Origin of the sequence: Kitasatospora azatica KCTC 9699 (genome assembly GCF_000744785.1) — a bacterium.
In the GTDB taxonomy this organism is placed as follows: domain Bacteria; phylum Actinomycetota; class Actinomycetes; order Streptomycetales; family Streptomycetaceae; genus Kitasatospora; species Kitasatospora azatica.
Genome location: NZ_JQMO01000003.1, coordinates 1,642,039 through 1,662,188 on the forward strand (window position 1 = coordinate 1,642,039; position 20,150 = coordinate 1,662,188).

The window sequence follows — 20,150 nt, forward strand, 5'->3', positions numbered from 1 at the left end:
CTGGGCGTGAGGATCAGGCATCAGCTGTGGTGAAGATGCGCTCCGTGATTTGTGAGAAGACGGGCCCCGCGCGTCGCAACTCTCAGTAGATGGCACAATCAAGGCATGCACCGGCACCACGAACCTCCGTACGCGGGCGGCGATCCCGCGTCGTCGGAGTTCGTGGCCCGGGAAGCCGAGAGTCGAATTGACGATCGGCCGGACGTCGAGACCTCACCCGATGAGGGACCGGACGACCCGGAAGTCGCGGCGCTCTACGCGCTTGTCGCAGAGCGGTTGAAGCAGGCTCACGCCCGCGTGCACGCGCTGCACGTGTCCGCGGAAGCAAAGACCGCTCTCACCCGGCAGCTGTTGATCGTCACCGAGACCGCCAAGCGCGATCTCCCGGAGGCGGCACGGCGGTTGAGTCGCTTTGTGCAGGACCTCGACGAGGGGCGTCCGCCCGTCGGCTGAGGTCGCAGACGCGCAAATCCATTGCGACACTAGGGTGATTCGCGCGTTTGGTAATTGAAAGTCCGCAAATAGATGCCTAACGTGCGAATTGAACGGATGGAATCATCCGGCGCCCGTTTCTGAAGGGGAAGACGTGAACAAGGCTCAGCTTGTCGAAGCGGTGGCCGAGCAGCTGGGTGGTCGCAAGGCTGCCGCAGAGGCCGTCGACGCAGTGCTCGACACCATGGTGCGTGCCGTTGTGGCCGGTGACCGGGTTTCGGTCACCGGGTTCGGCACCTTCGAGAAGGTGGAGCGCTCCGCGCGCTTCGCCCGCAACCCGCAGACCGGCGAGCGCGTCAAGGTCAAGAAGACCTCGGTGCCCCGCTTCCGTCCCGGCCAGGGCTTCAAGGACCTGGTCAGCGGCAGCAAGAAGCTGCCGAAGGAGGGTCCCTCGGTCAAGAAGGCCCCCAAGGGCTCGCTGACCCCGGGCAAGGCCGGTACCACCGCCGCCGTCAAGCGTGCCGCCACCAAGCGGGCCGCCGCTGCCGCCGAGGCCGCTCCGGCCAAGAAGGCCGCAGTGAAGAAGACCACCGCGGCGAAGAAGGCGACCGCCGTCAAGGCGACTGCCGCCAAGACCACTGCGGCGAAGAAGACCACGACGGCGAAGAAGGCGACCACCGCCAAGACCACCGCGGCGAAGAAGACCACCACGGCCAAGGCGGTTGCCGCCAAGACCACTGCGGCGAAGAAGACCGCTCCGGCGAAGAAGACCACCACCCGCAAGACCACGGCCCGCAAGACCGCCGCGAAGTAGTCGCGCGCTCTCCAGGCTCCTGGTGGTCCGTCAGGACCGAACAACGCCGCGGCGGCCCGCTCTCCCGTTCCGGGAGCGGGCCGCCGCGGCGTTGTTGACGTTGTGGCAGGTGGCGGTCGGTCAATCCTGCCCGGGATCGGGGAAGGTCTGCAGGGTCACGAAGACCACCCGGCGCTCCTCACCCTCGCCCGCCACCCGGATCCGCACCCGCTGCCCGGGCCGGAGCAGTCGCAGCCCGCCGGCTTCGAAGGCGGCGGCGTCGAAGGGCACCGGAGTGCCGTCGTCGAGCAGCACGGAGCCCTCGTGGGTGGTCGGGTCGAAAGTGAACGCGGTCGCCTGCATGCGGCCCAGCATAAAGGTGGGGTCAGACGAGCGCTGCGGCCGCTGCGAGGGTGTGCGGGCCGACCCCGAGCGCCAGGGCCTGAGCGAGGTCGGCGCCGGTGTCCACGTCGCGGCGCACCGACGGCACGTCGGGCAGCGCGAGTTCGTGGGCACCGCCGGCCGCGTGCCGACGGCGGGAGGCGCCGCCGAAGGCCGGGGCGAGCGGAAGTCCGGCGGCGCAGGCCAGCAGCGTGGTCCCGTGGCCCGGCGCGTCGGCCAGGAACGCACGCCCCGCGGCCGGCACCGCGCCCAGGACGCGGGCGAGTTCGTCGGGGCGCAGCGCGGGCAGGTCGGCCGAGAGCGCGGCCAGGGGCGTGCCGGGGCGCAACCGCCGCGCGTGCGCGGCGCCGTGCGACAGCGCGGGGTTGAGTCCGCCGCCGGGCTCGTCGGTGACCAGCACCGCGCCCAGTTCGGCCAGCCGCGGCCCCGCCACCGGGTCCCGGGTGACCACCAGCACCTGGCCCACGGCCGGGCAGTTCAGGGCGGCCGTCACGGTGTCCAGGGCGAAAGCCAGCGCCAGCTGAGAGCGGTGCGCCCCGGCGTACGGTTCGAGCCGGCTCTTCGCCAGGGCCAGCGGCTTCACCGGCAGGACCAGGCTCCAGTTGTCACGCGGTGGGCGTACGGTGTGCTGGGTCATCGGCGACATTCTCGCCCCGGTCCGTCCGTCTCGGCCAGAGTGCCTCCGTGCGAGGATGGCCCGCGACCGCTTTTCGCGCATTCCGCGTAATCCCGCGCCCACAACCGCGGCACCCGACGTGCCGCAGCACACGAGGAGGACCTGGGGTGGCCCGCCGCTCGTACGCCAGTTTCGGCAACGCCGACTACGGAATCTGGTACCGCTTCGCCGCGGTCCTGGTGAAGCCGGTGACGACCGCACTGGTGAAGCCCGAGTGGCGCGGGTGGGAGAACTTCCCCGAGGAGGGCGGCTTCCTGACGGTGGTCAACCACAACTCGGTGATCGACCCCGTGGTGTACGCCCACTTCCAGTACAACAGCGGCCGCCCGCCCCGGATACTGGGCAAGTCCTCGCTGTTCAAGGTGCCGTTCATCGGCTTCATGCTGCGCAAGACCGGCCAGATCCCGGTCTACCGGGACTCCACGGACGCCGCGCACGCCTTCCGGGCCGCCATCGCGGCGGTCAACAGCGGCCAGGTGGTGCAGTTCTACCCCGAGGGCACGATCACCCGTGACCCGCAGCTGTGGCCGATGACCGGCAAGAGCGGCGCCGCCCGGGTGGCCCTGATGACCGGCGCGCCGGTGATCCCGGTGGCGCACTGGGGCGCGCACGAGATCTTCCCGCCGTACGGGCGCGGGCTCGGCGGCGGCAAGGCCAAGGTGAGCCTGTTCCCGCGCAAGAAGGTGGTGGTGGCGGCCGGTCCGCCGGTGGACCTGAGCCGCTATCAGGGCAAGGAGCTGACCGCGCAGGTGCTGCGCGAGGCGACCGAGGACATCATGGCGGCGATCACCGGGGTGCTGGAGGGCATCCGCGGCGAGCAGGCGCCCGCCGAGCGCTACGACCTGCGCAAGGCCCGGGCCGGCCGGGCGGTCGCCGAGACCGAGGCGGCCGCGGCGGAGAAGAAGGCCGCGCCCACCAAGCAGGCCGCGCCGACCGAGCAGGTCGCCCCGGCCGAGCAGGCCGCTCCCAGCGAGAAGGAGGGCGACCGATGACCCGCTGCGCCGTCTTCGGCACCGGCTCCTGGGGCACCCCGTTCGCGATGATCCTGGCCGACGCCGGCTGCGAGGTGGCGCTCTGGGGCCGCCGCAAGGAGCTGGTGGACACCATCGCCAGCACCCGCACCAACCCGGACTACCTGCCCGGCATCGTGCTGCCCGACTCGATCACCCCGACCACCGACCCGGCCGTCGCACTGGCCGGCGCGGACTTCGCGGTGCTCGCGGTGCCCTCCCAGACGCTGCGCCAGAACCTCGCCGCCTGGGCGCCGCTGATCGGCCCGCAGACCGTGCTGGTCTCGCTGATGAAGGGCATCGAGCTGGGCACCGTCAAGCGGATGACCGAGGTGATCCGCGAGGTGGCCGGCGTCGGCGAGGAGCGGGTCGCGGTGGTCTCGGGGCCCAACCTGGCGCCGGAGATCGCCAAGCGCCAGCCGGCCGCCAGTGTGGTCGCCTGCACCGACGAGAGCGTTGCCAAGCGCTTCCAGCAGGCCTGCCACACCCCGTACTTCCGCCCGTACACCAACACCGACGTGATCGGCTGCGAGCTGGGCGGCGCGGTGAAGAACGTGATCGGTCTGGCGGTCGGGATGGCCGACGGGATGGGCCTGGGCGACAACACCAAGGCCACCCTGATGACCCGCGGCCTGGCCGAGATCACCCGGCTCGGGGTGGCGCTGGGCGCCGACCCGATGACCTTCTCCGGGCTGGCCGGGATGGGCGACCTGGTGGCCACCTGCTCCTCGCCGCTGTCGCGCAACCACACCTTCGGGGTCAACCTGGGCCGGGGGATGACGCTGGAGCAGACCATCGCGGCCACCAAGCAGACCGCCGAGGGCGTGAAGTCCTGCGAGTCGGTGCTCGACCTGGCCCGGCGCAACGGCGTCGACATGCCGCTGGTCGAGGCCGTGGTCGACGTGGTGCACAACGGTCGGCCGCCGCAGTCGGTGCTCAAGGACCTGATGGCCCGCTCGGCGAAGCCCGAACGGCGCTGACCGAGACCTCCGCTACATGGAACCGAAGCACCCACGCGGTAGTCTCACATCTGATATGAGCAACGAACCGACCTCCCCGAACCAGGCGGCCAAGCCGCGGGTCGCCATCGTCTTCGGCGGCCGTTCCTCCGAGCACGGCGTCTCCGTGGTCACCGCGGCGAGCGTGCTCCGGTCGATCGACCGGAGCAGGTACGAGGTGCTGCCGGTCGGCATCACCCATGAGGGCCGCTGGGCCCTGGTCAGTGACGAGCCGGGCCGGATGGCCATCACCGACGGCCGGATGCCGGACGTCGACCAGGTCGCCGAGTCCGCCGAGGGCCAGCTGGCCCTGCCGGCCAGTCCCGCCTCCCGCGAGGTGGTCTGGAGCGAGCCGGGCGCCGCGCCCAAGGTGCTCGGCGAGGTCGACGTGGTGCTGCCGCTGCTGCACGGTCCGTGGGGCGAGGACGGCACCCTGCAGGGCCTGCTGGAGCTCTCCGGCGTGCCCTACGTCGGCTCCGGCGTGCTGGCCAGCTCGGTCGGCATGGACAAGGAGTACACCAAGCGGGTGCTGGAGTCCTTCGGGCTCGGCGTCGGCCCGTACACCGTGGTCCGCCCGCGCGACTGGGAGACCGAGGCCGGCCGCGCCGCCGCCCGGGAGCGGATCGCCGAGCTCGGCCTGCCGGTCTTCGTCAAGCCCTGCCGGGCCGGCTCCAGCATCGGGATCACCAAGGTCAAGGACCTGGCCCAGCTGGACGCGGCGATCGAGGAGGCCCGCCGGCACGACCCGAAGGTGATCGTCGAGGCGATGCTGGAGGGCCGCGAGATCGAGTGCGGCGTGCTGGAGTTCGAGGACGGCCCGCGGGCCAGCCTGCCGGCCGAGGTGCTGGTCGGCGACGGCTTCGAGTTCTACGACTTCGACGCCAAGTACATCGACTCCTCCGAGGTGCGGATCCCGGCCGAGCTGGCCGCGTTCGAGACCGCCGAGATCCGCCGCCAGGCGGTGGCCGCGTTCGAGGCGCTCAGCTGCGAGGGCCTGGCCCGGGTCGACTTCTTCCTGCTGACCGACGGTCGTTGGGTGATCAACGAGATCAACACCATGCCCGGCTTCACCCCGATCTCGGCCTACCCGAAGATGTGGGAGGCCACCGGCGTGCCCTACGCCGAGCTGATCGACCGGCTGCTGCAGGCTGCGCTGCGCCGCTCCACCGGCCTGCGCTGACCCCCGCTCCGGGGCAACACCGAAGGCGGAGACCGCCGCAGGCAGGGACTACCGAAAGCGCCGCGCCCGGACCGGGTGCGGCGCTTTCGGTGGTTGCTACAGGTGCACCACCGGACAGGTCAGCGTGCGCGTGATGCCCTCGACCTGCTGGATCTGGGCGACCACCAGACGGCCCAGGTCGTCCACCGAGTCCGCCTCGGCCCGCACGATCACGTCGTAGGGGCCGGTCACGTCCTCCGCCTGGACCACGCCCTTGATCTTGGAGATGGTCTCGGCAACGGCGCTGGCCTTGGCGACTTCGGTCTGGATCAGGATGTATGCCTGTACCACGGAGGACCTCCCAGGGGTGGGTGGGGGCGGGAGCGCGCCGCGAAGACTGGATCACCACGCTACCGCGCCCCGGCCCCGGGAGGGGAGACCCCGGGCGGGCCGGTGGGCGTACGCTTCGCGCGGGGAGCGCGCCGCGCGACCACGACCGTGATCTGGTTGTCGCGATTCCGGTCGCCGGGATTCTGGAGAGGACGGCACATGCAGGGGACCGTGGGCGAGCTCGGCGAGTTCGGTCTCATCAGGGAGCTCACCGCCCGGCTGCCGCTCACCCCGTCGGTGGAACTCGGCCCGGGTGACGACGCCGCGGTCGTCCAGGCCCCCGACCGCCGGGTGGTGGCCACCACCGATGTGCTGATCGAGGGCCGGCACTTCCGCCGCGACTGGTCCACCGCCTACGACGTGGGCCGCAAGTCCGCCGCCCAGAACCTCGCCGACATCGCCGCGATGGGCGCGGTGCCGACCGCGATACTGCTCGGCCTGGTGGTCCCCGCCGACCTGCCCACCACCTGGGCCACCGAGTTGATGGACGGGCTGCGCGACGAGTGCCAGGTGGCCGGGGCCGGTGTGGTCGGCGGCGACGTGGTGCGCGGCGACACCATCACGCTGGCCATCACCGCGCTCGGCGACCTGCAGGGCCGGGAGCCGGTCAAGCGGTCCGGTGCGCAGGTCGGCGACGTGGTCGCGGTGACCGGCTGGCTGGGCTGGTCGGCGGCCGGACTCACCGTGCTCTCCCGCGGCTTCCGCTCGCCGCGCGCTTTCGTCGAGGCGCACCGACGCCCCGAACCGCCGTACCACGCCGGGCCGGCCGGCGCCGAGTTGGGCGCCACCTCGATGATCGACGTCAGCGACGGACTGGTCGCCGACCTCGGCCATGTCGCCGCCGCCAGCGGGGTGGACATCGACCTGAAGGCCGCCGACTTCGACATCCCCGCGCAGATGGCCGACATCGGCCAGGCGGTCGGCGTCGATCCGCTGGTCTGGGTGCTCTCCGGCGGCGAGGACCACGCGATCGCGGCCACCTTCCCGCCCGGCGTCCAGCTGCCGGCCCGCTGGCGGGTGGTCGGCGAGGTGGTCGCACCGAGCCGGCAAGGTGCCCGTGGCAAGGTGACGGTGGACGGCGCGCCCTGGGATCGCACGGCCGGTTGGGACCACTTCGCCGAGTAGCCTTGCGGCATGCGTATCGGTGTGCTGACCAGCGGTGGCGACTGCCCGGGACTCAACGCGGTGATCCGCTCGGTGGTGCACCGGGGGTTGGACGTCCACGGGGACGAGATCCTCGGCATCGAGGACGGCTTCCTCGGTCTGATCGAGGGCCGGGCCCGGGTGGTCGGCCACGACGACGTCACCGGGCTGCTCACCCTCGGCGGCACCGTGCTCGGCTCGGCCCGGGTCCGCCGGGACCGGATCGAGTGGGCGGTGGACCACGCCCAGGAGTTGGCCGCCAACCTCGGCATCGACGCGCTGATCGCGATCGGCGGCGAGGGCACGCTGACCGCCGCCAAGCAGTTCAGCGACGCCGGACTGCCGGTGGTCGGCGTACCCAAGACGATCGACAACGACATCGACGCCACCGACGTCACCTTCGGCTTCGACACCGCCGTGCACGTCGCCACCGAGGCGATCGACCGACTGAAGACCACCGCCGAGTCGCACCAACGGGTCATGGTGGTCGAGCTGATGGGCCGTCACACCGGCTGGATCACCCTGACCGCGGGCATGGCCGCCGGCGCCCACGGCATCCTGATCCCGGAGAAGCCCTTCGACATCGAAGCCGTGGCCCGGATGATCGAGGAGCGCTTCGACCGGGGCAAGAAGTTCGCCATCATCGCGGTGGCCGAGGGCGCCAAGCCGCAGCCCGGCACGTTCCGCTTCGACCACGGCGGGGTCGACCAGTTCGGCCACCAGACCTTCGGCGGGATCGGCACCCGGCTGGCCCACGAACTGGAGGACCTGCTCGGCAAGGAGGCCCGCCCGGTGATCCTCGGACACACCCAGCGCGGCGGCACCCCCACCGCCCGCGACCGGGTGCTGGCCACCCGGTTCGGCTGGCACGCCGTGGAGGCCGTCCACAAGGGCGCCTTCGGACACTTCACCGCGCTGCGCGGCACCGAGATCCAGCTGGTCCCGGTCGCCGAGGCGGTCACCCGGCTGAAGACCGTGCCGCAGGACCGCTGGACGGAATCCGAAGCCGTGCTCTGACCGGCTGAATATAGGTTGGGGTCATGTCCCAAGAAGCACCTCCTCGCGTTCTCACCATCGCCGGCTCCGACTCCGGCGGCGGCGCCGGCATCCAGGCCGACCTCAAGACCATGCTGGCCCTCGGCGTGCACGGGATGAGCGTGATCACCGCCGTCACCGCGCAGAACTCGCTCGGCGTCCAGGGCTACTGGGAGCTGCCCGCCGAGGCGGTCCGGGCGCAGTTCACCAGCGTGGTCGGCGACATCGGGGTGCAGGCTGTGAAGACCGGCATGCTGGCCTCGATCGAGCTGGTCGAGACCGTCGCCGACCTGCTCGCCGGCCTCGACGCGCCGGTGGTGGTCGACCCGGTCGGGGTCTCCAAGCACGGCGACGCGCTGCTCGCCGCCGAGGCGGTCGCCACCGTGCGCGAGCGGCTGCTGCCGCACGCCACGCTGGCCACCCCGAACCTGCACGAGGTGGCCCAGCTCACCGGCATCACGGTGCTGGAGGAGGGCGAGATGCGGCCGGCCGCCGATGCGCTGCTGGCGCTCGGCCCGCGCTGGGTGCTGGTCAAGGGCGGCCACCTGCCCGGCGAGGCCGCCGACCTGCTGGTCGGCCAGGACGGCGAGGAGTACTGGCTGCGCAGCCCGCGCTACGACAACCGGCACACCCACGGCACCGGCTGCACGCTGGCCAGCGCGATCGCCGCCGAGCTGGCCAAGGGCAGCGAGATGCCGCAGGCCGTGGCGGCGGCCAAGGAGTACGTCACCGGCGCGATCAAGGGCGGTTTCGCCCTCGGCGCGGGGATCGGCCCGGTCGACCACGGTTGGCGGCACCGGGGCTGACGGAGAACAGCAGCGGGCCCGACAAGAACAGAAGGCCCGTTCCATCCGAGGATGGAACGGGCCTTCTGGAGGACCGGGGTGGCGTCCTGCGCGTCAGCGCGAGACCTTGCCGGCCTTGATGCACGAGGTGCACACGTTGAGCCGCTTCGGCGTCCGCCCGATCACAGCGCGCACCGTCTGGATGTTGGGGTTCCAACGACGACGGGTACGACGGTGCGAGTGGGAGATGTTGTTGCCGAAGCCCGGCCCCTTGCCGCAGACGTCGCAGTTGGCAGCCACAGGAGTCACTCCAAGACTTCAGATCATTTACGTTCGAAAACCCCGGCTGATCCACCGGGACCACTCTGCGTGGGCCTGATCGGGTCAAGGGGGAAGCCCGGATTGTTCCAGGCAACCGGAGCAGCATACAACGACTGCTCCCGTCCCACGAAACTACCATGGTGGCTCGCTTGATCGCTGCGTCACGCAGGGTGCCCCAGCGCCCCGATGCCCCACACCCCAACAACGTGCCGGGATCCCGATAGCCTGCCCAACAGGCCCCACCCCGTTCCCGCTGCGTTCACCTGGAGGAGACCCGGTGCTGGAGACGCTCGACGCCACCGCCGTCCGCACCTGGTGCCGCCTCGCGCTGTCCGCCCTCGGCCAGGCCCGCGAGGAGATCGACGCGCTCAACGTCTACCCGGTGCCGGACGGGGACACCGGGACCAACCTCTACCTGACCGTGGAGGCCGCCACCGCGGCCGTGGAGCGCTGCTTCGAGGCCGGCGCCGACCCGGAGCTGGCCCCCGCCGTGAAGGCCATGGCCAAGGGCGCGCTGCTCGGCGCCTGCGGCAACTCCGGAGTGATCCTGGCCCAGCTGCTGCGCGGGGTGGCCGAGGTGCTGGCCGAGCAGGGCGGCGGCCCGCAGGCGCTGCGCGCGGCGCTGACCCGGGGCGCCGAGGCCGCCTACCAGGCGGTGGCCGACCCGGTGGAGGGCACCCTGCTGACCGTGGCCGCGCGGTCCGCCGAGAGCGCCGCCGCGGCCGCCGGCAGCCTGGTGGAGGTGGCCGGTGCCGCCCACCGGACGGCCCGCGACGCGCTGCTGCGCACCCCTGAGCAGTTGCAGGTACTGGCCCGGGCCGGCGTGGTGGACGCGGGCGGCCGCGGCCTGGTGGCCGTGCTCGGCGCGCTGGCCGACGCGGTGGCCGGCCAGCAGCCGATGGGCCCGGTGGCGCTCGGCGAGGACCTTCCGCCCACACCTTCCTCCCTCGGGGCGGATCCCTGCACCGATGAGCCCGAGCGGCTGCCCGGCCACCCCGCCTTCGAGGTGATCTACCTGCTGGACGCCGCCGACACCGCGCTGCCCGCACTGCGCGAGCGGCTGGCCGGCCTCGGCGACTCGCTGGTGATCGGCGGCGGCGACGGGCTGTGGAACATCCACGTGCACGTGAACGACGCCGGCGCGGCCGTGGAGGCCGGCGTGGCGGCCGGCCGGCCGCACCAGATCCGGATCACCCACTTCGCCGAGGCCGCCGCCCGGGCCGGCGCCCGGTCCGGCCTGGAGCCGGAGCCCGCCGCCGAGCGCGCGGTGCTCAGCGTGGTCACCGGCGAGGGCCTGGCCGAACTCTGCCGCTCGGCCGGCTCCGCCGTCCTGGCCGCCGACCCGGACGCGCCACCGTCCAGCACCGAACTCGCCGAGGCGGTGCGCCGCTGCGCCGCCCGCGAGGTGATCGTGCTGCTCAACGACCCGGAGCTGCGGGCCGGCGCCGGCGCCGCCGCCGACCAGTTGCGCGAGGAGGGCCTGCGGATCGCCGTGCTGCCCACCCGCTCCCCGGTGCAGGGCCTGGCCGCGCTCGCCGTGCACGAGGTCGCCCGGCGCTTCGACGAGGACGTGGTCGCCATGACCTCCGCCGCCGGCGCCACCCGGTACGCCGAACTCGCGGTGGCCGAGGGCGAGTCCTGGACCATGGCCGGCGTCTGCCAGGCGGGCGACGTGCTCGGCCTGATCGACGGCGACGTCGCGGTGATCGGCCGCGGGATCGCCGAGACCGGCGCCGAGGTGCTCTCCCGGATGCTCGCGGCCGGCGGCGAACTGGTCACCCTGGTGCTCGGCGAGGGCGCGCCCGGCGGACTGGCCGACCAGCTGGTGGCGCACGCCCGGCGGCAGCGGCCCGAGGTGGACACCCTGGTGTTCGCGGGCGGCCAGGAGAGCGCGCCGCTGCTGATCGGGGTCGAATAGGGGCATCGGGGTCGCGTGGCGCCCGTACTGTCACGGCTTTGGTGTTCCATAGGGTGCGATGGCTGCTCTCGATGAACCCCTGACCAAGCTGGTCGGCCCGCGCACGGCGAAGGCGCTCGCCGACGGACTCAAGCTGCACACGGTCGGCGACCTGCTGCACCACTACCCGCGCCGGTACGCCGAGCGCGGCGAGCTCACCAGCCTGGACGAGCTCGAAGTGGACGAGCACGTCACCGTGCTGGCCCGGATCGAGAAGGTCACCCTGATCCCGTTCCGCGGCCGCAAGGGCGACCGGCTCGAGGTGATCGTCACCGACGGGCGCGGGCGGCTCTCGCTGGTCTTCTTCAACCAGGGCTGGCGGCAGAAGGAGCTGCGCCCGGGCGCGCAGGGGCTGTTCGCGGGCAAGGTCGGCGTCTTCAATCGCACCCGGCAACTCGCCTCGCCCGACTACCAGCTGCTCGACGACGAGGCGGACTCGGGTACCGCCCAGCAGTTCGCCGGGCGGCTGATCCCGGTCTACCCGGCCAGCTCCCAGCTGCCCAGCTGGAAGCTCTCGCTGGCGGTGCAGACCGCGCTCGACAAGCACCTCAGCGACGTCGGCGAACCGCTGCCCGAGACGCTGCGCGCCGAGCGCGAGCTGATCCCGCTGCCCGAGGCCCTGGAACTGATCCACCGCCCGCGCAACCACGCCGAGTTGGAGCGGGCCCGGGACCGGCTGCGCTGGGACGAGGCCTTCGTGCTGCAGGTCGCCCTCGCCCAGCGCCGGGCGGCGGCCTCCGCGCTACCGGCCGTCCCCCGCCCGGTCCGGGCCGGCGGTCTGCTGGACGCCTTCGACGCCAAGCTGCCGTTCACCCTGACCGCGGGCCAGCAGGCGGTCGGCGCCGAGATCTTCGCCGACCTGGCCACCGAGCACCCGATGCACCGGCTGCTGCAGGGCGAGGTCGGCTCCGGCAAGACGCTCGTCGCGCTGCGCGCGATGCTCGCGGTGGTGGACGCCGGCGGGCAGGCCGTACTGCTGGCGCCGACCGAGGTGCTGGCGCAGCAGCACCACCGCTCGATCGTGGAGATGATGGGGGAGTTGGCCGAGGGCGGGATGCTCGGCGGCTCGGAGATCGGCACCAAGGTAGTGCTGCTGACCGGCTCGATGGGCGTGCCGGCCCGCCGGCAGGTGCTGCTCGACATGGCCTGCGGTGACGCCGGGATCGCGATCGGCACCCACGCGCTGATCGAGGACAAGGTGCAGTTCCAGGACCTCGGCCTGGTGGTGGTGGACGAGCAGCACCGGTTCGGCGTCGAGCAGCGGGACGCGCTGCGGGCCAAGGGCGGGCAGCCGCCGCACCTGCTGGTGATGACCGCCACCCCGATCCCGCGCACCGTCGCCATGACCGTCTTCGGTGACCTGGAGACCTCGGTGCTGGACCAGCTGCCGGCCGGCCGCTCGCCGATCTCCACCCATGTGGTCCCGGCCCTGGAGAAGCCCAACTTCCTGGCCCGGGCCTGGGAGCGGATCCGCGAGGAGGTCGGCAAGGGCCACCAGGCCTATGTGGTCTGCCCGCGGATCGGCGACGAACCGGAGGAGCCGGCCGGCAAGAAGAAGCGCAAGGCCGTGGCGGACGACCCCGAGGACCTGGGCGCCGCCAGTGACGAGCGCCGCCCGCCGCTGAGCGTGGTGGACACCGCCGAGATGCTCGGCAAGGGCCCGCTGGCCGGCCTGCGGGTGGAGATCCTGCACGGGCGGCTCGCGCCGGAGGTCAAGGACGAGGTGATGAAGCGCTTCTCGGCCGGGCAGCTGGACGTGCTGGTCGCCACCACGGTGATCGAGGTCGGCGTCAACGTCCCCAACTCCACCGCGATGGTGATCATGGATGCCGACCGGTTCGGTGTCTCCCAGCTGCACCAGCTGCGCGGCCGGGTGGGTCGCGGCAGCGCGCCCGGACTCTGCCTGCTGGTCAGCGACATGCCCGCGGGCAGCGCTGCGCGGGCCCGGCTGGAGGCGGTGGCCGGCACCCTCGACGGCTTCGAGCTCTCCCGGATCGACCTGGAGCAGCGTCGCGAGGGCGATGTGCTCGGCCAGGCCCAGTCCGGCGTCAAGTCCTCGCTCAAGGTGCTCTCGGTGCTGGAGGACGAGGAGGTGATCGCGGCCGCCCGCGAGGAGGCCGCGAAACTGATCGCCGCCGACCCCGAGCTGACCGATCATCAGGAGCTGCGCGCCGAACTCGCCGGCCTGCTCGACGAGGACCGCGCGGCCTACCTGGAGAAGGGCTGACGCCGCCCGGATCGTCAGGCAGCCCGGATCGTCAGGCGGCCCGGATCGTCAGACAGCCCGGATTGTCAGTACCGCGGGAGAGAATGAAGGTGTTCAGGGCGCACCCCCAAGGTGCGTTCCTGGCACGACATTTGGGGGTCCTGCCATGGCATTCCGTCATCTCAACGAGCTCCCGCTGGGCGACAAGATCTTCCGGGTCGAACTCGCCAGCGACGACGACCGAGAGGTCACCCTCACCCTGACCGGCTGGCGTGAGGGCCAGGCGGCCAACCCGCTGGCCTCCGGCAAGCTCCGCCTCCCGGTGGAGGACGTCGCCAACCTGCGGATCGCACTCAACCGGGCGCTGCGGGCGATGGCGATCGTCGCCGACGTCTCCGAGCCCATCCCCGACCGCGACGTGCTGCGCGAGCTCTACCCCGGCCACGGCGCCCCCTGGGTGCCGCAGCACGAGGAGGAGCTGACCCGGCGGTTCCACGAGGGCGAGACCGTCGCCCGGATAGCCGCCCGGTTCGGCCGCACGCCCGACTCCGTCCGCACCAAGCTGCGCGAGCTCGGGCACGACCCGCGCCGCCCCGAGTACTGCCCGCCCGACGGCTGCCTGTCCTGGTCGCGCTATGCCTCCCCGGCCCTGCTCGGCGCCGCGCCGCAGGAGTAGCGGGCGCGCCCCGTCCGTATCGTCGCCGGTCGCCCCGTATAGCGTGGTCATGCGTTACCCGAGAGACAGCACCCACCAGCAGAGGGACGGGTATGACCCGCGTCATCGCCGGGGCGGCCGGCGGCCGCCGACTGGCCGTACCGCCCGGCCGGGGGACCCGGCCGACCTCCGACAAGGCCCGCGAGGCGATGTTCTCCACCCTGGAGTCGCTGCGCGGCACCCTGGTCGGGGCCCGGCTGCTCGACCTCTTCGCCGGGTCCGGCGCGGTCGGCCTGGAGGCGCTCTCCCGGGGCGCGGCGCACGTCCTGCTGGTGGAGGCCGACGCGGCCGCCGCCAAGGTGGTCCGGGCCAACGTCAAGGCCATCGCGCTGCCCGGCGCCGAGGTGCGGGGCGAGCGGGCCGAGCGGGTGGTCGCGGGGGCGCCCCCGCAGGACCCGTACGACATGGTCTTTCTCGATCCGCCGTACGTCGTGACCGATGCCGAGCTGCGGGAGATGCTGATCACACTCCGGGCCGGAGGCTGGATCACGGACTCCGCACTCGTCACCGTGGAACGCAGCACCCGAGGTGGCGAATTCGGCTGGCCCGGGGGCTTCGAAGCGTTGCGCTCGCGTCGCTACGGCGAGGGCACGCTCTGGTACGGACAGGCAGTCTGACCAGTCACGAGAAAGGGACCCCACCCATGCGCCGCGCCGTCTGTCCGGGTTCGTTCGACCCGATCACCAACGGGCATCTCGACATCATCGAGCGCGCCTCCAGGCTCTACGACGTGGTCCACGTCGCGGTGCTGATCAACAAGAACAAGCAGGGCCTGTTCACCATCGAGGAGCGGATCGCGCTGATCGAGGAGACCACCGCCCAGTACGGCAACATCCAGGTCGAGTCGCACGCCGGCCTGCTGGTGGACTTCTGCAAGGACCGTGGCATTCCGGCCATCGTCAAGGGCCTGCGCGCGGTCAGCGACTTCGACTACGAGCTGCAGATGGCGCAGATGAACCGCGGCCTGACCGGCGTCGAGACGCTCTTCGTGCCGACCTCGCCGACCTACAGCTTCCTGTCCTCGACGCTGGTCAAGGAGGTGGCCTCGTACGGCGGCGACGTCTCGCACCTGATCCCGCCGGTGGTGCACCGCCGACTGGTCGACCGGATCGCCGAGCGAGCCGCCGGGTAGCGACGAGTGGGCGGGCGATTCTGTCGTACAGTCAGTACCCCCGCCCCGCGGTACTCACGGAAAGACTGAAGCCCCGTGGACGTCCAGAACAGAGTCGACGAGATCATCGCCGTGGTCGAGAGTGCCCGCGCGATGCCGATGTCGGCCTCCTGTGTGGTGAACCGGGCCGAGCTGGTCGCGCTGCTGCAGGGCCTGCGCGCGGAGCTGCCCGCCGAGCTCGCCCAGGCGCAGTCCGTGATGGCCGACCACGAGCAGGTGGTGGCCGACGCCCGCGGTGAGGCCGACCGGATCATCCAGGGGGCGCACGCCGAGCGCGGCTCGCTGATCTCGGACACCGAGGTGGTCCGCCGGGCCCAGGCCGAGGCTGACCGGATCCTCGCCGAGGCCCGCGAGGAGGTCACCGTGAAGCGCCAGGAGGCCGACGACTACGTCGACAGCAAACTGGCCAACTTCGAGGTGGTGCTCACCAAGACGTTGGGCGCGGTCGGCCGGGGCCGGGACAAGCTGCGCGGCGAGGGCGGCTACGAGCCCGAGGACGGCGAGGAGTTCCAGCCCGCCACGACGCCCAGCCCCGAGGTCGACGAGTACGTCGACGTCAAGCTGGCCACCCTGCAGGCGGTGCTCAGCGGCACCCTGGAGGCGGTCGGCCGGGGCCGGGACAAGCTGCTCGGCAAGGCCCCGATCGACGAGCTGGGTGCCTACCTGGCCGCCGCCGACCAGGCCCAGCAGCAGAAGGACCGGGCCGAGGCGGTGGCCGCCGGACTGGCCGACGCCGGACTGGCCGGCGAGGAGGAGCAGCCCTGGTACCGCGAGGAGGCGCCGGCCTGGCCGGAGCAGACCCCCGCGCAGGCCGGCTGGCAGACCGCTCCGGGCGAGTCCCCGTACCAGCCGGCCGCCGCCTACCAGGGCCAGGAGTACGCGCAGCCCGTCCCCTACGCCGGCGGCGAGTACCAGGACGCCTACGGCGGCAGCTACGACCCGTCCACCGGGCAGTACGCGGACCACCAGGGCTACGGCTACCAGCCGCAGCAGGCCGACCCCTACGCGGCGGGCTACGGCTACCCGCAGGACCAGGGCGGCGGCTACCAGGGCGTTCCGCAGCAGCAGGGCTACGAGCAGCAGTACGCCGGCTACCAGCAGCCGGCCCTGCCCGCGCTGCCGTCCGCGGCCGCCCAGCAGGCCCTGGACGAGACCAGCTTCTTCGACACCAGCATGATCGACATGACCCGGTTGCGGGAGCTCGGCGGCCGCTGAGCCCGGCCGCCGGGGTGCGAAGTTGGGCCTGGGCGCGCTCTCGGGTAGTCTGACCACTCCGGCCTTTCCGACGCCGGACCGTTCGGCTGCCCGCGCACCAGCGCAGCGGACCGAACCACCCCAGCCAAGACCCGCGCCGCGCAGGAATGCGCCCGCCGCCAGGAAGTCAGGAACCGTGAACCGCCTCGACCACCGCGACCCACTCGTGTTCGACACGCACGAGCTCGGCCGTCGCCCCGGCTCGATGCGCACGGTCGAGCGGACGCTCCAGGCGCCCGACGGCTTCGGCATCGTGGACGTGATCGGCGTCCCGACCGGCAGCGAGATCGCGCTGGAGCTGCGCCTGGAGTCGGTGGTCGAGGGAGTGCTCGTCACGGGCACCGCCGAGGCCCACGTGACCGGGGAGTGCGTGCGCTGCCTGGAGCCGGTCGAGGACGACCTCGACGTGGACTTCCAGGAGCTGTACTACTACCCGGAGACCGACGAGCGCGGCCGGACCCGGGCCTCGGCTGAGGAGGAGTCCTCCGAGGAGGACGAGGAAGAGACTTACCGGCTGGAGGGCGACTACTTCGACCTCGAACCGGTGCTGCGTGACGCGGTGGTGCTCGCACTGCCGCTGCAGCCGGTGTGCCAGGACGACTGCCTGGGCCTGTGCTCCGAATGCGGAGCTCGACTCAGCGACGACCCGGACCACCACCACGACGCCGTCGACCCCCGGTGGGCGGCCCTGCAGGGACTCTCCGCCGCCCCCGGCGACGAGGGTGACGAGAACAAGAACAGCGACACCCGTGAGGGTCTCGCCGAGAACCAGGAGAAGTAGCCGTGGCTGTTCCGAAGCGGAAGATGTCGCGCAGCAACACGCGCCACCGCCGTAGCAACTGGAAGGCCGTTGTCCCGGCCCTCGTGGCGTGCGACCGCTGCCACGAGCCGAAGCTCGGCCACATCGCGTGCCCGAGCTGCGGCACGTACAACCGTCGCCAGGTCCTCTCGGTCTGATCGGCGGGGTGCATCGATCGATGTCGGACGGTAACTCCTCCCGCAAGTCGTCTCCCGGCAACGGGGTGAAGGGCGGCGGGCCGGCCTCGACCGCATACGACGTCCTGGAAGGGCGCCTCGGGTACGTACTCGAGCGCGCCCTTCTGGTGCGTGCCCTGACCCACCGTTCCTTCGCCTACGAGAACGGCGGTCTGCCCACCAACGAGCGCCTCGAATTCCTCGGGGACTCGGTGCTGGGCCTGGTGGTGACCGACACCCTCTACCGCATCCACCCGGATGTCCCGGAGGGCACGCTCGCCAAACTGCGCGCCGCGGTGGTCAACTCCCGCGCGCTCGCCGAGGTCGGCCGCGGCCTGGACCTCGGTACCTTCATCCGGCTCGGCAAGGGTGAGGAGGGCACCGGCGGCCGCGACAAGTCCTCGATCCTCGCGGACACCGTCGAGGCCGTGATCGGCGCCATCTACCTGGACCAGGGCCTGGAGTCGGCGACCGAGTTCGTGCACCGCCTCTTCGACCCGCTGATCGCGGAGTCCTCGCAGCTGGGCGCCGGCCTGGACTGGAAGACCAGCCTGCAGGAGCTCACCGCCTCGGTGGGCATCGGCGTGCCCGAGTACGTGGTCGCGGAGTCCGGTCCGGACCACGAGAAGACCTTCAACGCGGCCGCCAAGGTGGCCGGCGAGGCCTTCGGCAGCGGCACCGGCCGCTCGAAGAAGGAGGCCGAGCAGAAGGCTGCCGAGAGCGCCTGGCGGGCCATCAAGGCCAAGTACGGCGACAACAACAACCCCGCCGCCCCTGCCGCGTAAGTGAGCTGAGCTGCCGTGCCCGAGCTTCCCGAAGTCGAGGTGGTCCGGCGCGGCCTGGCGAACTGGGTGACCGGTCGCACCGTCGCCGAGGTGCAGGTCCTGCACCCGCGCGCGGTGCGCCGACAGGCAGCCGGCGGCGGCGACTTCGCCGACCGGCTGACCGGCGCCACCCTGGGCTCGGCCCAGCGGCGCGGCAAGTACCTCTGGCTGCCGTTCACCGATGGTGGCTTCGCGCTGCTCGGGCACCTCGGGATGAGCGGCCAACTGCTGGTGCAGGACCCGGCCACTCCCGACGAGACCCATCTGCGGGTCCGGCTGCGGTTCACCGACGACGGGCGCGAACTGCGCTTCGTGGACCAGCGCACCTTCGGTCACCTGGCAGTGGAAGCCCTGTCGTTCGAGGCGGGCGATCCTGACGGCCTGCCGGCCTCGCTCGCGCACATCGCCCGGGACCCGCTCGACCCGCGGTTCGACGAGGCGGCCTTCTTCGCCGCGCTGGGCGCCAAGCGCACCACGGTCAAGCGGGCGCTGCTCGACCAGTCGCTGATCAGCGGGGTCGGCAACATCTACGCGGACGAGGCGCTGTGGCGCTCCAAGCTGCACTACGACCGCCCGACCGCCACCCTGACCCGTCCGCTGGCCGCCACCCTGCTGGCCAACGCCCGGGACGTGATGAACGCGGCGCTCGCGGTCGGCGGCACCAGCTTCGACAGCCTCTACGTCAACGTGAACGGCGAGAGCGGCTACTTCTCCCGCTCGCTGGACGCCTACGGCCGGGAGGGCGAGCCCTGCTACCGCTGCGGCACCCCGATCCGGCGGGTCGCCTGGATGAACCGTTCCAGCTACTTCTGCCCGCGCTGCCAGCGGGTCCCGCGCCAGCGCACCGACTAGCCCGCGCCAGGCCCTGGTTCGCCCCAGGCCCTGGTTCGAGGTCCTGGTTCGAGGTCCTAGTTCGCCGCCGCGGCGGGCTCCTTGGCCTCCTGCTGGATGGCCCCCTCGCCCTCGCCGTAGTGCGCCACCGCGACCGCGCCGGCCACCGCGAGGACGAAGCCGAGCACGCCGAGCCAGGCCATGCCGGCCCGGGTCGCGTCGCCCAGCCAGACCACCCCGACCACGCCGGGCACCACCGTCTCGCCGACCACCAGGGCGGCGGTGGCGCCGTTCACCGAGCCGATCTGCAGGGCCACGGTGTGCAGGTACATCCCGCCGAGGCCGCCGACCAGGATCGCGTAGAGCGCCGGATCGCTGAGCAGTTGGCCCAGGTCGAAGGGGTTGATGCCGTTCAGCACCCGGACCCCGATGCCGAGCGCGCCGAAGCCCAGGCCGGAGAGCAGGCCGGCCACGATCGCGCCGCTGGTGCCCATCCGCCGCACCACCAGCGAGCCGCCCGCGATCAGCGCCACCGAGATCAGCAGCAGCCACCAGTGGGTGGCGATCGGCGTGGTTCCGGTCCCCTCCGGACCGGCGGCCACCGCCAGCAGCACCAGCGCGCCGCAGACCACGCCGATCGCCGTCCACTCCGCACGCTTGAGCCGCAGGCCGAGCAGCTTGGTGCTGCACACCGCGGTGATCACCAGGTTGGCGCTGATCACCGTCTGGGAGAGGAAGAGCGGCAGCAGCCGCGCGGAGAGCGCGCCCAGCACGAAGCCGACGAAGTCGAGCACGGTGCCGAGGATGAACTCCCAGGTGACCACGGCCTTGGCGGTGGAGCTGAGGCTCGGCCCGCCGTGCTCGGTGACCTGTGACCGGTCGGCGGCCGCTGCCTCCTCGCGGGCCGAGCGGCGCGAGCCGACAGCCTGCAGGACCGAGCCGACGCCGTAGCAGGTGGAGGCGGCGACGGCGGTCACCAGGCCGATGATCACAAAGACTCCCGTTGCGGTGGGTTTGGTCCCACTATGCCCTGCCGGCGGGAGTTCACAGAACCCCCGCCCGGTCCCACCAGC

23 protein-coding genes are annotated in these 20,150 nt (G+C 72.2%); 18 read left to right on the top strand and 5 right to left on the bottom strand.

Features of this window, described 5'->3' with window-relative positions; translation table 11 throughout:
- Positions 1 to 105 precede the first annotated feature (105 nt).
- Positions 106 to 453 carry an SCO5555 family protein gene (locus BR98_RS18035; RefSeq protein WP_051969892.1) on the top strand — a complete coding sequence of 116 codons (348 nt, stop codon included), beginning with the start codon at positions 106 to 108 and terminating at the stop codon, positions 451 to 453.
- Positions 454 to 586: 133 nt separating this feature from the next.
- Positions 587 to 1,246: an HU family DNA-binding protein gene (locus BR98_RS18040; RefSeq protein WP_035845987.1), complete on the top strand. Its 660-nt coding sequence runs from the start codon at positions 587 to 589 to the stop codon at positions 1,244 to 1,246.
- A gap of 120 nt (positions 1,247 to 1,366) precedes the next feature.
- On the opposite strand, the gene BR98_RS18045 is transcribed toward BR98_RS18040, so the two are convergent.
- On the bottom strand, positions 1,367 to 1,588 hold the full coding sequence (locus BR98_RS18045; RefSeq protein ID WP_035852867.1) for a hypothetical protein: 222 nt from the start codon (positions 1,586 to 1,588) through the stop codon (positions 1,367 to 1,369).
- Between the two features lie 22 nt (positions 1,589 to 1,610).
- Positions 1,611 to 2,264 (bottom strand): 2-phospho-L-lactate guanylyltransferase, encoded by a 654-nt coding sequence (gene cofC / locus BR98_RS18050; RefSeq protein WP_035852870.1) that lies wholly within the window; start codon positions 2,262 to 2,264, stop codon positions 1,611 to 1,613.
- Positions 2,265 to 2,410: 146 nt separating this feature from the next.
- On the opposite strand from cofC, the gene BR98_RS18055 reads away from it, so the two are divergent.
- From BR98_RS18055 to BR98_RS18065, 3 genes are read left to right on the top strand one after another with little or no spacing between them, the layout of a single operon-like run.
- Positions 2,411 to 3,295, top strand: coding sequence for a lysophospholipid acyltransferase family protein (locus BR98_RS18055; protein WP_051969893.1), 885 nt, complete (start codon positions 2,411 to 2,413; stop codon positions 3,293 to 3,295).
- Positions 3,292 to 4,293, top strand: coding sequence for an NAD(P)H-dependent glycerol-3-phosphate dehydrogenase (locus BR98_RS18060; RefSeq protein WP_035845989.1), 1,002 nt, complete (start codon positions 3,292 to 3,294; stop codon positions 4,291 to 4,293). The genes BR98_RS18055 and BR98_RS18060 overlap by 4 nt, the downstream gene beginning before the upstream one ends.
- A gap of 55 nt (positions 4,294 to 4,348) precedes the next feature.
- The gene (locus BR98_RS18065) at positions 4,349 to 5,491 is read left to right on the top strand and encodes a D-alanine--D-alanine ligase family protein (protein WP_035845991.1); all 1,143 of its coding nucleotides are present in this window, start codon (positions 4,349 to 4,351) and stop codon (positions 5,489 to 5,491) included.
- Positions 5,492 to 5,587: 96 nt separating this feature from the next.
- Here the strand turns inward: BR98_RS18065 and BR98_RS18070 are convergent, their stop codons facing one another.
- Entirely contained in the window at positions 5,588 to 5,821 is a 234-nt protein-coding gene (locus tag BR98_RS18070; RefSeq protein WP_035845992.1) for an Lrp/AsnC family transcriptional regulator, read from the bottom strand.
- A gap of 198 nt (positions 5,822 to 6,019) precedes the next feature.
- Between BR98_RS18070 and BR98_RS18075 the strand changes: the two genes are divergently transcribed.
- From BR98_RS18075 to thiD, 3 genes are read left to right on the top strand one after another with little or no spacing between them, the layout of a single operon-like run.
- Positions 6,020 to 6,985 (top strand): thiamine-phosphate kinase, encoded by a 966-nt coding sequence (locus BR98_RS18075; RefSeq protein ID WP_035845994.1) that lies wholly within the window; start codon positions 6,020 to 6,022, stop codon positions 6,983 to 6,985.
- Between the two features lie 9 nt (positions 6,986 to 6,994).
- Entirely contained in the window at positions 6,995 to 8,020 is a 1,026-nt protein-coding gene (locus BR98_RS18080) for a 6-phosphofructokinase (protein ID WP_035845996.1), read from the top strand.
- Positions 8,021 to 8,043: 23 nt separating this feature from the next.
- On the top strand, positions 8,044 to 8,844 hold the full coding sequence (gene thiD / locus BR98_RS18085) for a bifunctional hydroxymethylpyrimidine kinase/phosphomethylpyrimidine kinase (RefSeq protein ID WP_035845998.1): 801 nt from the start codon (positions 8,044 to 8,046) through the stop codon (positions 8,842 to 8,844).
- A gap of 93 nt (positions 8,845 to 8,937) precedes the next feature.
- On the opposite strand, the gene rpmB is transcribed toward thiD, so the two are convergent.
- Complete coding sequence (rpmB, locus tag BR98_RS18090; protein WP_035846000.1) at positions 8,938 to 9,123, bottom strand: 50S ribosomal protein L28; 186 nt, start codon at positions 9,121 to 9,123, stop codon at positions 8,938 to 8,940.
- Positions 9,124 to 9,421: 298 nt separating this feature from the next.
- Between rpmB and BR98_RS18095 the strand changes: the two genes are divergently transcribed.
- The 10 genes from BR98_RS18095 (at position 9,422) to mutM (ending at position 19,098) form a co-directional block, all read left to right on the top strand.
- Positions 9,422 to 11,062 carry a DAK2 domain-containing protein gene (locus BR98_RS18095; RefSeq protein WP_035846002.1) on the top strand — a complete coding sequence of 547 codons (1,641 nt, stop codon included), beginning with the start codon at positions 9,422 to 9,424 and terminating at the stop codon, positions 11,060 to 11,062.
- 58 nt (positions 11,063 to 11,120) lie between these two features.
- A complete protein-coding gene (recG, locus tag BR98_RS18100; protein WP_035846004.1) occupies positions 11,121 to 13,328 on the top strand; it encodes an ATP-dependent DNA helicase RecG in 2,208 nt (735 codons plus the stop codon).
- A gap of 145 nt (positions 13,329 to 13,473) precedes the next feature.
- Positions 13,474 to 13,983, top strand: a complete 510-nt coding sequence (locus BR98_RS18105) for a hypothetical protein (protein ID WP_035846005.1) — start codon at positions 13,474 to 13,476, stop codon at positions 13,981 to 13,983.
- A 38-nt stretch (positions 13,984 to 14,021) separates the two neighbouring features.
- Complete coding sequence (rsmD, locus tag BR98_RS18110; RefSeq protein ID WP_267886125.1) at positions 14,022 to 14,639, top strand: 16S rRNA (guanine(966)-N(2))-methyltransferase RsmD; 618 nt, start codon at positions 14,022 to 14,024, stop codon at positions 14,637 to 14,639.
- Positions 14,640 to 14,665: 26 nt separating this feature from the next.
- Positions 14,666 to 15,154 (top strand): pantetheine-phosphate adenylyltransferase, encoded by a 489-nt coding sequence (gene coaD / locus BR98_RS18115; RefSeq protein ID WP_035846008.1) that lies wholly within the window; start codon positions 14,666 to 14,668, stop codon positions 15,152 to 15,154.
- A gap of 75 nt (positions 15,155 to 15,229) precedes the next feature.
- A complete protein-coding gene (locus BR98_RS18120) occupies positions 15,230 to 16,408 on the top strand; it encodes a hypothetical protein (protein ID WP_035846010.1) in 1,179 nt (392 codons plus the stop codon).
- A 175-nt stretch (positions 16,409 to 16,583) separates the two neighbouring features.
- Complete coding sequence (locus BR98_RS18125; RefSeq protein ID WP_035846012.1) at positions 16,584 to 17,228, top strand: YceD family protein; 645 nt, start codon at positions 16,584 to 16,586, stop codon at positions 17,226 to 17,228.
- Positions 17,229 to 17,230: 2 nt separating this feature from the next.
- A complete protein-coding gene (gene rpmF, locus BR98_RS18130; RefSeq protein ID WP_030056747.1) occupies positions 17,231 to 17,404 on the top strand; it encodes a 50S ribosomal protein L32 in 174 nt (57 codons plus the stop codon).
- Positions 17,405 to 17,424: 20 nt separating this feature from the next.
- On the top strand, positions 17,425 to 18,207 hold the full coding sequence (gene rnc / locus BR98_RS18135; protein WP_035846015.1) for a ribonuclease III: 783 nt from the start codon (positions 17,425 to 17,427) through the stop codon (positions 18,205 to 18,207).
- Between the two features lie 15 nt (positions 18,208 to 18,222).
- On the top strand, positions 18,223 to 19,098 hold the full coding sequence (gene mutM, locus BR98_RS18140; RefSeq protein WP_035846017.1) for a bifunctional DNA-formamidopyrimidine glycosylase/DNA-(apurinic or apyrimidinic site) lyase: 876 nt from the start codon (positions 18,223 to 18,225) through the stop codon (positions 19,096 to 19,098).
- Positions 19,099 to 19,154: 56 nt separating this feature from the next.
- On the opposite strand, the gene BR98_RS18145 is transcribed toward mutM, so the two are convergent.
- A complete protein-coding gene (locus BR98_RS18145; protein ID WP_035846020.1) occupies positions 19,155 to 20,069 on the bottom strand; it encodes a hypothetical protein in 915 nt (304 codons plus the stop codon).
- Positions 20,070 to 20,150 lie beyond the last annotated feature (81 nt).